General features: G+C 47.9%; 10 protein-coding genes. 4 read left to right on the top strand and 6 right to left on the bottom strand.

The annotated features are described in order from the left end of the window. The first annotated feature begins 154 nt into the window (after positions 1-154). Entirely contained in the window at positions 155-661 is a 507-nt protein-coding gene (locus tag NFR61_RS08315) for a hypothetical protein (RefSeq protein ID WP_251622959.1), read from the top strand. Here NFR61_RS08315 and NFR61_RS08320 read toward each other — a convergent pair. The 5 genes from NFR61_RS08320 to tamL all read right to left on the bottom strand — a co-directional run bounded on the left by NFR61_RS08320 (position 580) and on the right by tamL (position 9,218). Beyond that, positions 580-2,022, bottom strand: coding sequence for a RagB/SusD family nutrient uptake outer membrane protein (locus NFR61_RS08320; protein WP_338150542.1), 1,443 nt, complete (start codon positions 2,020-2,022; stop codon positions 580-582). The genes NFR61_RS08315 and NFR61_RS08320 overlap by 82 nt on opposite strands. Before the next feature lie 55 nt (positions 2,023-2,077). Next, on the bottom strand, positions 2,078-5,158 hold the full coding sequence (locus tag NFR61_RS08325; RefSeq protein WP_251622960.1) for a SusC/RagA family TonB-linked outer membrane protein: 3,081 nt from the start codon (positions 5,156-5,158) through the stop codon (positions 2,078-2,080). A 120-nt stretch (positions 5,159-5,278) separates the two neighbouring features. Then, positions 5,279-5,926, bottom strand: coding sequence for a response regulator transcription factor (locus tag NFR61_RS08330; RefSeq protein WP_251622962.1), 648 nt, complete (start codon positions 5,924-5,926; stop codon positions 5,279-5,281). A gap of 19 nt (positions 5,927-5,945) precedes the next feature. Then, on the bottom strand, positions 5,946-6,890 hold the full coding sequence (locus tag NFR61_RS08335; RefSeq protein WP_251622964.1) for a sensor histidine kinase: 945 nt from the start codon (positions 6,888-6,890) through the stop codon (positions 5,946-5,948). A gap of 12 nt (positions 6,891-6,902) precedes the next feature. Next, on the bottom strand, positions 6,903-9,218 hold the full coding sequence (gene tamL / locus NFR61_RS08340; RefSeq protein WP_251622966.1) for a translocation and assembly module lipoprotein TamL: 2,316 nt from the start codon (positions 9,216-9,218) through the stop codon (positions 6,903-6,905). 54 nt (positions 9,219-9,272) lie between these two features. On the opposite strand from tamL, the gene NFR61_RS08345 reads away from it, so the two are divergent. From NFR61_RS08345 to NFR61_RS08355, 3 genes are all read left to right on the top strand, one after another. Next, positions 9,273-10,034, top strand: a complete 762-nt coding sequence (locus NFR61_RS08345; protein ID WP_251622968.1) for a TrmH family RNA methyltransferase — start codon at positions 9,273-9,275, stop codon at positions 10,032-10,034. A 52-nt stretch (positions 10,035-10,086) separates the two neighbouring features. Continuing rightward, positions 10,087-10,671 (top strand): porin family protein, encoded by a 585-nt coding sequence (locus tag NFR61_RS08350; RefSeq protein WP_251622969.1) that lies wholly within the window; start codon positions 10,087-10,089, stop codon positions 10,669-10,671. Between the two features lie 70 nt (positions 10,672-10,741). After that, a complete protein-coding gene (locus NFR61_RS08355; RefSeq protein ID WP_251622971.1) occupies positions 10,742-11,869 on the top strand; it encodes an AAA family ATPase in 1,128 nt (375 codons plus the stop codon). A 441-nt stretch (positions 11,870-12,310) separates the two neighbouring features. On the opposite strand, the gene NFR61_RS08360 is transcribed toward NFR61_RS08355, so the two are convergent. Next, positions 12,311-12,988: glycine rich domain-containing protein (locus NFR61_RS08360; RefSeq protein WP_251622973.1), on the bottom strand; the 678-nt coding region annotated here is incomplete at its 5' end.

Genomic DNA, 12,988 nt, shown 5'->3' on the forward strand with positions numbered 1-12,988 from the left:
CTTCCTGTTTCCCCGCGATCCAGAGAACATCCCCTCTTTTCAGGTCGAAGGCGGTAATGCGCACCTGTTTTTTCCCCCAGTCTATTTCGGGGATTCCGATTTTTAAGGTTTCGATTTTCACCTGCAGACGGGCGTCTACAAGCGTATCTTTCCGGTGGAAGTAGGCTTCCCGCAGAGTGAGGTCGCGGACGGAGATTTTTTTTCTCCAGACGCCCGACAGACCGATGTCTGCGTCCAGTTGTCCGATGTAGAGCAGTGTGTCGGTGTCGCTCCGCCCTGCAAATACCTTTTCCAGACGGAGGCGCAGTGGGAATTTCAGCGAAAGGCCGCCGATGTCCGCCTTTACGCCCGTCGCCCGTTCCGCATATTCCACGATTTTCCCTTTTGCATACCGCTGTACGGCAGGCAGGTAGACGGAGAAGAGCGCGCCGAGAAGAAGCAGGGCTGCCGCCAGGAGTATCCGCAGGAGGTATTTGACGGGTTTTCTCATGTATGTTTTCCCCTCATAACAGGTTTGCCCAACCTACCTGAGGTATGTTGGGCAAGATTGACAAAACACGTAGAGCAAGGTTACGTTTTTTATTCAGGCAGGGTTTCCTCCCACCCGATGTTTTGTTCTACTCCGAAGCCGGCATTGATTTCGGAAGCCGGCACGGGATAAAGGAATGCCGCTATATCGAAGTTCTGATAGGCTCCGTTCGATACGCTTATCCGTTCTCCTGTACGCCGGGCGTCGTACCATCTGAATCCTTCCTCGAAGAGTTCGCGTCTTCTTTCCTGTGCGATGAAGGCCAGCAGGGCGTCTTTGTCGGAGGGCAGGTCGGCCTCGGTCAGGTCGGTGTTCCGCTTGGCGGTGAAGAAGAGGTGTTCTTGGGCCGCCGCGATGTCACCGGTCTGCGCGTAGGCTTCCGCCAGTATGAGGTGCATTTCAGACACCCGGAATACAGGGATGTTGTTCACTGCCTGCGATGTCGGTATTCCGTCGAATTTCTTGGGATGCGTGCCGGAGATGAGTTTCAGGCGGATGTCGTTGGCTCCGAAGAGGCGGACAAGGTCACTGGTGACTGCACAACGGTAGCTCCCGTAGAGGGTGTTCAGGGCGTTGGCGGAGAGGTTGTCGTCTTCGGATTTGGCGATGGTGAAGATGTCTTCATCACTGATAGCCGTGGATGACCACATGTTCAGGTAACCTTCGTTGGTGACCGGATTGGCGGCCCGCAATGTCAGTGCGGAGTCGGCCGCGAGGATTGCCTGTGCATAGTTGCCCATGTCCAAAGAGACGCGGGCTTCCACACCGTAGATGGCAGCTTTGTTCATGTAGTACTGGTCGAGGAGTATCAATCCGTCTTCGTTCGTGCCGGCGTTGTAGTTGTCTACATAGGCGTAGGTCGCTTTGGCTTCCGCGATGTCGGAGAGTATCTGCGCGTATGTTTCTTCTACGGTGGAACGTTTTACAACGTCGAAGGCTTCTATGGGTTCGTCTTTCAGGACGACGATTCCCAGCTGGCTGTTGGTCTGCGTATTCCGGTAGGGTAAGGCAAATATGTTCACCAGTTTATGGGCTGCCAGTGCTCTTATGGCGCAGCTCTGCGAGATGTAGGAGTGCAGGCTGGCGATGTCCGTTTCGGAGAGGTAGTGGTTTTCGGTATTTTCCAGCAGTCTGTAAGCTCCCTGAATGGTGCGGGTGGTTCTGTCCAGCACACGGTAGCCGCCTATCCAGATGTAGTTAAGGTCGCCGTCCGTATCGGAGAAGTTGTAGCGGTTCAGCGAGAGGAAGTGTCCCGTAGCCGCACTCGCCACGGCGTTGTCGGCGGCGATGTCACCCAGGGCGATTACATTCCTGCCGTAGAAGTAGTAGTGTCCCAGGGCGTAGTAGATACCGTTCAGTCCGTTCTGGACGTCCTGTACGGTGTTGTAGGCATCTTCGGTCGGTATGTTCTGCTCGGTGCTCAGGTCCATGAAGTCGTTGCATGAGCAAAGCAGCACTGCCGGCAAGGCGAATAAGTATTTCAGTTTCTTCATAGTGTTCTGTTAATTGATTTGTTTGATATGTTTGCGATGTTCTGTCGGGAGCGGCTCAGAATCCCACCGAGACGCCGAACATGATGTTCCGGGGTGTCGGGTAGTTCCACCACTGTACTCCGTTGGCACCAATACCCGCAGGGTCGAATCCCCTGAAGTTTTTCGCACAGAAGGTGTAGAGGTTGTCGGCGGTCATGAATATCCGGGCAGAAGAGAGCCAGGCTCTGGATACGAGGTCTTTGGGCAGGGTGTAGCCTAAGGACATGGAACGGATTTTCAGATACCGCCCGTTCATCAGGAAGCGTGTGGAGGCGTTGTTGGCAGCCGAGCCGTTCATGAATACGAAGCGCGGCACGTCGGTTTTGTCTCCGGGTTTCTGCCACCGGTTGTTGTATACGTAGTTGGTGGTGTTATCGAAGCCGGAACCGCCGACCTGTTCGTCGTAACTCAGGTTGTCTCCGTAGATTTTGCCCCCGAAGGAGTAGTTGAGCTGGAATGAGAAGTCGAAGCCTTTGAAGTTCATCCGGCTGATGAAGCTACCCAGAAATTTTGGACTGGCGGCCCCGACGTAGCGTTTGCCCGCGAGGTTGTAGTTTTTGGTGGTCTCGTTTCCGCTTTCTCCCAGGTACCAGAGCGCTTCTCCGGTTTCCGGGTCTACCCCAGCATATTTTTTCATTTTGAAGGTGTATATGTCCCGTCCTTTTTCCACGATGGTGATGGAGCCCTCGATGGGGTTGTCGGTGCTCAGCCTGACGATTTTGTTTTTGTTGTGGGAGCCTACCCAGGTGAGGTCCCAGTTGAAATCGGACAATTGCAATATTTTGGCGTTCAGGGTGAATTCTATACCCTGGTTTTCGAGTTTGCCGATGTTTTTCGGCACGGTGAGCAAACCTGTGGTACGGGAAACCGGTACCATGAATACCATGTCTTTGGTGCGGTGGTAGTAGTAGTCTACTTCAAGGGTCAGCCGGTCAAAGAATGAGATGTCCAGCCCGACGTTGAATTTGTTGGTCTGCTCCCATTTCAGTTTGTTGTTGCCCAGCTGTTCGTGAGCGCTTCCGGGGAGGCCGTTGTAGTTGTATCCGAACCCGAACAGGTCGCGAGAAGCGTACCATGAGTCGCCTACGTCCTGGTTGCCGGAAGTTCCGTAACTCGTTCGGATGGTAAGGTTGGTCATCCAGTTTTTGGTCGATTCCATGAATTCTTCTTCTGAAATCCGATAGCGTGCACCCAGCGACCAGAATCCCGCCCAGCGGTCGTCTTTTCCGAAACGGGAGGAGCCATCCGCCCGGGCGCTCAATGAGAAGTAGTATTTGTTTTTGTAGTCATACTGTCCGTTCATGAAGAAGGAGGCGAGCGCCACCGCATCTTTGCTGGTAGCCGCGGAGGAAGGCACCGCCGCATTCGCTACCTGGTTTTTGTTCATCAGGGGATAGTTGGAAGCCGCGAGGTAGGAGCTGTTGTCTTTTGTTTTCTGCGCCTCCTGCCCTATCATGATGTTGAGGTTGTGGTCCCCGAATGATTTGAGGTAGTTCAGGGTGTTCGTGACGCTCAGCAAGGTGCGTTCGGTGGTTCCCTGTTCTCCCATTCCCCGCATGTCGGCTCCCTGGGGCTGGAGGAAGGACCAGAATCCGAATTCTTTCAGATCATAGTAATCCACGCCGACACGGGAGGTGAACATCAGGTCGTCCCTGAAATGGATGGTCAGGTAGGGCGAGAACATGGCCCGGTATTGCCTGCCGGTGCTTTTATCACCGTGGGCACTGCGCTGCGCTACGGGGTTGTAGCCGTTCAGGGTGTTGAAGTTCCATTCGCCGTTTTCATCTTTTACCGGCAAGAGAGGGGATTGCTGGTAGGCCTGTGTAATCGGGTCGGAGAAGTAACCTCCACCCGCTCCCATGTTGGTTTTCGTATAGGAGAGGTTCAATGTCATGCCGTAGTCCACCCATCTGCTCGGTGACTGGGCGAAGTTGATCCGTCCGGAGTAGCGCTCGAGGTCTTTGCCGATTACGAATGCCTCGTTGTCGAAGTAGTTGAAGGAGATGTAGAATTTAGGCGCCGTTCCCGTGTTGCCGCCTCCCTGTAAGTCGAGGTTGTATTCCTGAACGAATCCCGTACGGGTCACTTCGTCCAGCCAGTTGGTTTTCGTTTTCCCGTCGTAGTCGAGATAAGCATAGAGCATGTCTGTCATTCCTTCCTGCGTGTAGGGGAAGTAGCCTCCGAAGAAGTATTCGTTGTAGAGCGCCGTGTTGCCATAGTCTCCGTACATGTCGTAATCGTTCAGCATGCCTTCCGTCAGCAATTCGGTATATTTTTTCGCGTTCAGGGGTTTGTAACGGCTGGGGATGGCCGGTTTCATTTCCATTCCCCATTTAGCTGTCAGGTTGGCCTGCAGTTTGCCGGCTTTTCCCTTTTTGGTCGTAATGACGATGACCCCGTTGGCGGCGCGGGCTCCATAGATGGATGTAGCCGTGGCGTCTTTCAATACGGTCATGGACTCGATGTCCGAGGGGCTCAGGGTGGACAAAGGCGACAGCGACTGGTCTTCCGAGGAGCGCATTCCCATGGAAGAGGCGGTGACCGGCACTCCGTCAATGACGTACAAGGGCTGTGTGCCCGAGTTCAAAGAGTTACGTCCGCGGATGAAAATCGTGGCGGGCGACCCCGGCTGTCCGGAAGCGACGTTCAACTGTACGCCGGGCACCGTTCCTTCCAGCGCTTTGATGGGGTTGGCATCGGTTTTCTGTGCGATGTTTTCCGTCCCGACGGTGGTTGCGGCACCGGTAAAGGCTTTCCGGCGGGTGACGCCGTATCCCGTGACGATTACCTCATCGAGGTTCTGCGCATCGTTTTCCAAAGCGACGTCCAGTGTTCTGCGGTCGCCCACATGTATTGTCTGCGGTCTCATCCCCACAAAGGAGAATACCAGCACGTCCGAATTCCTTACTTCCAGGCTGTATTTTCCCTGGGCATCCGTCGATGTACCCAATTGTGTGCCTCTGATCATTATGGACACTCCCGGCAGGGGCTGTCCGTCGTTTTTATCCGTCACGACACCCGTCAAGGTGCGTGTCTGGGCATTCACCTGTATGCCGATGACAAACAGGAGAGATAAAAAACCGATTAATCTTCTCATATTCGTGTATTTAGTTTGTAAAAATTTACTACTACAACATTTTTATGAGATGTTTAACGAATAATCAATTAATCGGTTTCACGAATTCTTAATTTTAACAAAAAAAAGAGAAGGATGGTTTTATACGTCTATCATTTTGTTTTTGATGGCGTACATGACCAGGGCGGCGGTGTTACGGCAGCCGGTTTTGCTGAGAAGGTTGGCGCGATGTTTGTCGACGGTGCGCTTGCTGATGAAGAGTTCGTCGGCGATTTCCTGGTTGGATTTTCCTTTACAGACGTGGCAGAGGATTTCCATTTCCCGTTCGGAGAGTTCGCTGTCACGGTTTTCCGGTTCGTTTTTGGCACCGCGCATGGTGTTGAGGATGTTGAACAGGAGTTCTTCGGAAAAGAAGTTTTCCCCGGAAGCCACTTTTTTTATGGCGGTGATGACGTTTTCTATGCCGGTGTTTTTCAGCATGAATCCTTTGGCTCCAGCGTCAATCATCTGGTAGTAGTATTGTTCGTCCCCATACATCGACAAAACGATGATTTTCAAACCGGGTTTTATTTTCAAGGCTTCGCGCGTGGCGTCGATGCCGTTGATTTCGGGCATTTCAATGTCCATCAGTACGACGTCGCAATCGACCAGGGAGAGGTTTTCCAGAAATTCCCTGCCGTTGGATGCCTCGTAGATATGATGCACGAAATCCTGGGTGGACAGGAGGAGTTTCAGGCCTTCTCGGAAGAGTTTATGGTCGTCTACCAAATAGATTTTCAGTTTTTGCATAAATCAGCTGTTTATGTGTTTACGTCAATTTTATAAATGCCTTTGCGGTCATTCCTTTTCCCCGTTCACTTTCTATTTTTATGTCGCCGTTTCCGGATTTTAGGCGGTATTGCATGTTGTTCAGCCCCATACCGTGACGGGCGGTTTCGCGACCTACGTCAAAGCCGATGCCGTTGTCGGAGTATTCCAGAGAGAGTATATCTTCTTCGAGGCGGAGCACGATCCGTATGGTATCGGCTTCCGCATGGCGGAGAGTGTTGTTTATCAATTCGCAAATGACGCGGTACATGATAACTTCCGTGTTGTAACCGAAGCGCCGGTCATCCAGGTTGGAGGAGAATTTTATGTCGATGCCGTCCGCCGGACGCAGTTTTTTTATGAAGGAGCCGACGGCTTCCCTAAGTCCGAAGTTGTTCAGGATGTGGGGACTGATGTTGGCGGATATGTCCCGGACGCTGGTAATCGCTTCGTCCACCGCCTGTTTGAGGTTTTGTTTGATTTTCTCGTTTACTTCCGCCGTGTTTTTTACTTCGAATCCCGATACCAGCATTTTCACCACGCTCAGCAGGGGGCCGAGTCCGTCGTGGAGTTCTTTGGCGAAACGCTGTCTTTCCTGTTCCTCGGTTTTTATGACGGCCGACAGCACTTTTTTTTCGGCTTCCCGCCGTATCGCTTCGACGCGTCTGAGGAACTGGAAGATTTTCCGGATGTAGAAGACACCTATCAGCAATACGAGGGAGATGACGAAGCCGAGCCAGTGCTGAACGATGGTGAGTTCTTCATAGAGTTCGGGAAATACGGCCGGGAAGAGTTCGAACATGCGGGCGATTACCATGAGCAGGAAGCCGATGGATATCAATATCCAGGAAGCGTTAAATTTCGTCCGTTTGACGAGGCTGATGGCAATGGCCGCAGCCAGTACCTGAAAAAAGAGGGAGAGATATGCAACAATCGTAGACAACATAATGCTTACAGTTTAAAAAGGGTATCCGATGGCTATATTGAAAACCGTATGTTTCATCCATTTTCCGTTATTCACCAAAACAAAACGCTGATGTTCCGGTTTGGAAGGGTCACGCATTTTGATGCCCCAATCGAAACGCAAAAGGAAAAAATTAGCGTCCAGCCTCAACCCGGCACCCGTTCCCATAGCAATTTGTTTGTAGAAATCACTTCCCAGCACTGTTCCCTTACGGTCTTCATATTTATTGATATTCCAAATGTTTCCCATATCCAAAAAGAAAGCCCCTTCCAATAACCAGAATAGTTTAAAACGATACTCCATATTCGCCTCCAGTTTGAAGTCCCCCACACTATTCGGATAATTATTCTCCGCCACATACGAACCCGGTCCAAGCGTACGCGCCTGCCAGGCTCGAATACCGTTGGCGCCCCCCCCGTAAAAGGCCTCTTCAAACGGCAATACTTTCATGTTGCCATAAGGATAACCGCATCCCAAAAACACACGGTATACCATCGTGTTGGCACGATTGATATAGTGATTAAAACGATATTCGCCGTCCGCTTTCACATATTGCGCATACCGCACACCCAGAGTCTCATAATACCGTTCCCCGTCGTTCTGTATCTTGCGTCCGCCAAATGCTTTATCCAATACCCACAAAAAATTACCGGAAGTTTCTATACTACTGCGAAAATAGTTATAACTCCCCGGCGAGTTCAGCACCTGGTCCGTATAGACACCCGTAAATCCGGCAGACAAAATCAAGTGGCTTTTGTAAGCACTTTTCACATATTCATTTCTAAGGCTGTCAATAAATCCGGCATCAACCCGCTCCATCAACACATAGTTGAAATCCGCCAAATCAAAGTTATAACGCCACCGTCCGTATGTTTCCCGCCACAGATAACCGAATTTTGCTCCTGCAATTTTCCGGTCGTAAAAAGGCGTATGTTCATAACTGAAAGAAAAGGAAAGGGAGGTTTTAGGCGCAAAATTACGGCGGAAATCTTCCAATCGCAGGAAGGGAAGCCAAAACTGGGGCGACACCAATCCAAGCTCCACGCCCACTTCTTTCGTACTGAATATCTTTCCCTCATTAAAGCGTTCTTTTTTCAAGGCACCCCAGAAACTAAGGCTTAAATTCTCACCGCTCCGGAAGAGATTGAGGTGATTGTACGTCAAATTTCCCCCCACCCCTATATTTCCGGAGTTATGCGTTCCTTCCAAGAAGATATTGTAGGATTGCCGTTTCATCGGGGTCAATTGTACGTCACACAATAAGGTCTTTCCGTCTTCGTCGTCCGGCCCTTCCCGAAAGACGATGTTAATAAATTTAAAGAGGTTCAATGCCTGCAAACGGGCATACGAATCCATGACTTTCCGCACATTGTATTCCTCTCCTGCCGTAAACTGTATGGTCTCTGCAATCAGACGGGGCTTTATCTTCAATCTTTCCTTATACGTAATCCCGTACGTCCCGATTGTCGTATCCAGATATGACGAATCACGCCCTTTCATAAATACCAGCGGGTCGTAATCCAAGTGAATGTTAATCCTCCCGATTTTATACTTTTTGTACGCATTCGTGTCTACAGGCGTGCCGACCAGGTTCATTGACACCCTTGCCTGTTCGGAGACACCAAAACTCGTATCCGCGTAAAACTGAATATAGTTCTTTGAAAAATTAAAATATCCCTTTTCCCGCAGCATCCGGGTAATCCGCTCCCGCTCCATTTCCAGCACATCGACATCCAACGGTTTCCCTTTCTCTATCAATGTCTTTTCCATTCCGGCAAGCACCTCTTTCATCACGGCTGCCGTGTCCCGCAATCCCTGTTCATTGTACTTATACTTGTCCTTATAATCAAATTCCGCTACTGTCATCGGCCTGCCGGGAGTGACAAAATAAGATACCGCTGCTTTTTTCTTTTTAAAGGTTACCGTATCCCGAACCTTTGCCTCGTAATAGCCTTTGTTGTGAAGATATTGCTCTATCTGCACCTTGCTTCTTTCCGTCAGAAAATCATTATAGATAACGGGGGCTTCCCCAATGTTACGCAACCATTTGTTAAACTTCTTCTCCCCGTTGCGCCCGCTTAAATTATACAGTCCCAAATGGAAACGGGCGACCCCGAGGATGCGGGTGTTGGGCCGCTGGCGAATATTTTTCTTTATATCCGCCTTGTTTAGCTCTTTCATGTCCGTTTCCACCGTCACCTTATCAAGCAGATAATCATTTTCAGGCACATACTTTACAGGGGAACAGGAATACAAGGCCACTACTCCCAAAACAAACAGCAACACCTTATATAGGCCGCGCTTCTCCAAGTTATCAGAAATTATTATAAATTTGTAGCTCCTCACACGATTCAAACTCACAATATGCTTAGCAAACATGTAACAAAAATAGTCCAAAACCTTGAAAAAAAGAAATTCAGAGAAAAATATAATCTATTCAAAATCGAAGGCGATAAATTAGTGCGGGAACTATTGCAATCCGATTTCAAAATCCACTCTTTGTTTGCTTACCGCCACTGGGCAGAGCAGCATTCCGACCTTCTTGGCAACCGGGAGGTAACGGAAGTAGACGAAAAGGAGATGGCCTCCATTTCCAATTTCCAATCCCTGCCGGAAGTTCTGGCGTTAGCCGAAATTCCGCAATACCGCCACAACGCCGATGAGATAAAACAGAGCCTTTCCCTGCTTTTGAACGGCATACAGGACCCCGGCAACCTGGGTACAATATTGCGTGTGTCCGACTGGTTCGGCATCCGCCATGTCTTTTGCGACGAAGATTGCGCCAGTTTCCACAATCCCAAATGCGTACAAGCCAGTATGGGCGCTGTGTTCAGAGTGAAAGTACACTACACGGATTTAAACGCATTGATTCAAACATACCGTTCCGACAGCTTCCACTGTTACGGAACCTTTCTTCACGGAGACAACATTTACCGGACGCCCCTTGCCTCCCGGGGCTTTATTGTCATGGGCAACGAAGGAAAAGGTATCCGGGCTGATATTGAAGCTCTTATCGACAAGAAACTGACCATTCCGAGCTTCGCCGACAGCACTTTTTCCACCGAATCTCTCAATGTAGGCGTAGCAACCGGAATTATTCTCTCCGAATTTAAAAGAAATACATAACTTTGCAGCTTCAAAAACGAATAACAAATAAATATATTTAAAATCATAAAACATGAAAAGAATCCTTATCTCAATTTTACTCTGTATCGGAGGCTATGCCCTGATGGCACAATCCCCTGTTAATGTCGGTATCCACGGCGGTATCTCCAATACAAAAATCAAAGTAAAAGACATCGGACATGTGCTGAAAAGCGGCTCCAATACCGGCTGGATGGTCGGTGCCTTTGTGCGCGTGAACCTGGGGCCGATATACTTGGAACCGTCGTTAAACTACGCCCACAAAGAGGGAGAAGTTACCAACGCATCAGGCAATACCAATCTGAAATACAACTCTTTTGACATTCCCGTTATGGTGGGATTGCATGTATTGGACCTTCCGATTGTAAAACTTCGTGCTTATCTCGGACCGGTCGCCTCTTTCAGCGGAAAATTGAAATGGGACAACGGTAAATTCGGTACGAACATCGACAACGACAAAATGATGTGGAACGGAAAAATCGGTGTCGGCGTAGACGCATGGAAACTGACATTTGACATCGACTATGAAAAAGGCTTGAAGAAATTTCAGGACAATAAAGCCGGAACTATCAAAGCTCCCCGCTCATTTAACTTCACGCTCGGATTCAAATTTATTTAATTTGGTCGTCTGATATTTTATTGCGAAATTTGCGTTACGTAATTTACGTAACGCATAAATCGCAATAACAATGAAACCGAATAATCCCTTTTTAATATCGGGATATTATAGCCCTGACTATTTTTGTGACCGGGAACAAGAAACAAAAACAATCGTAGACGCCCTTCACAACGGACGCAATATCACGTTAATCGCTCCGAGGCGTATCGGAAAAACCGGGCTTATCAAACATGTTTTCCACCAGCTACATAAACTACAGGAAAACACTGTCACGCTTTACATGGACATTTACCCGACACAAACTTTAGGGGAATTTGTCCGTCTGCTTGCCAACACTGTTTTAGGGCAATTAGACTCCGTACCGCAAAAAGCACTCTCCCGTATCACACAATTTATTAAAAGCTGCCGTCCGGTATTCACATTCGACGAAGTAACCGGAATACCCAAAGTTATTCTTGAACACCTCTCGCCTTCAGCAGAAGAGGCCACATTGAAAGAAATCTTTGACTATTTAAAATCATCAGACAAGCATTGTTACATTGCTATCGATGAATTTCAACAAATCACGGAATACCCGGAAAAAGGCATTGAGGCTTTATTGCGTTCATATATACAGTTTATTCCCAATGTAAACTTCATATTCGCCGGCAGCCAACAACATGTCATGCAGGAAATGTTTCTTTTCGCCAAGAAACCTTTTTATCAAAGCACACAAATTCTTTCCATCAACCCAATCGACCAGGAAAAATATTATCAATTCGCCAACTCGTTTTTTGAAAAACAAGGGAGACCGCTATCTCCATCTATTTTTGACACTTTATATACACAATTTGGCGGGCACACCTGGTACATACAAGTTATTTTAAACCGAATTTACGGATACAGCGGTACGATTGACACATCCATGCTCCGATATGCCATCGAACAAATTATTGCAGAATCAGCCTATACCTATGAAAACCTGCTAAATGCATATCCCATCGGATACACCAAACTCCTCAAAGCCATTGCAACAGAAAAATGTGTCAAAGCAATTAATTCCGGAGACTTTATCGCGAAATACAATCTCAAAGCAGCGAGCAGTGTAAACAGCGCTTTGAAAAAACTGATAAAAAACGAATTGATATACAAATCTCCGGACGGGTATATTATTTACGACCGCTTTATGGCAGAGTGGTTAAACAAACAAGTATTCTAAATACCATCGAACAGACTTTTTTGATTTCTCATCATGAAATCGTGTGTTTTTTCGGTCAATAAATACGCCTTTTTTAAAAACCTATCATTTTCATGTTAAAAACCTATCGTTTTTGAGACAAAAACGATAGGTTTTCGGTAGCAAAACGATAGGTTTAAAAATAACGGATTTGGTCTTTAAGCCGGATGTATCTAAATGTGATTGCTAATATTTTTAATATCAGATACTTATTTGTTCTTTTGCAGGCGTTCATTGAAAATGGATACTCCGTTTGAAAAAAAGAGGCTCTTTTCAGTACAAAAAGAGTATGTTTTTGATGCAAAAAGAGCCTCTTTTTTAGTAGAAAACATATCCTTTATTTTTTGGAGTAAAAAAATGGGTTAAAATAGAACAGTGGAAAAATCATTTTTTCCACTGCTCCATTATCCCATTTCTTCACTCTTAATTCAACGGTGTAATCCGTACCTGACCGTGTCCGGTATTTCCCGTCATCGTGCCTGTTCCCGAGAAATTAGGCATCCCGACATAACTACCTTTTACTGTTGTCCACTGATAACCGGTACCATCAATCATCACTGTATTTGTGAAAGATAAACCGGAATAATGAACAGATTGACCGGTATGACTGCCCGCACTGTTTATCGCATCACACCCATTGTGTCCGGAAATAAACGACGAACCGCCTGCTCCAGAACCAGCAACATAATGGTTATAATGCCCGTATCCACCACCATAGTAACCACTTCCACCACCACTACCATATGAACCATTATTGGAATATTCTGTTCTACAGCCTCCCATGCCAAAACTCCCACTTTTTCCCTTACTAACACCAATGCCACCTTTTCCTCCACTTGTTTGACTTCCTCCTCTTGCAATCGTGTATGAGTTACTACCTTTATTTCTGTAATAATTACCATCATACCCATTTAAGCCACCAGCAGCTCCACCATTAGAACCATAGCTAGCAAAATAATCGCTTCCTCCCCCTCCTCCTGCTACCATAATCCTTGATTTTAGACTATTAAAATCATTCCATTCTCCTTTTATTAAACGAATATCCGTAGCTCCCCCGCCATTCCTTCCATTAGATTTATTGGAGCGTGTCCCTCCTCCATT

Origin of the sequence: Odoribacter lunatus (assembly GCF_943193135.1) — a bacterium.
GTDB classification, from domain to species: domain Bacteria; phylum Bacteroidota; class Bacteroidia; order Bacteroidales; family Marinifilaceae; genus Culturomica; species Culturomica lunata.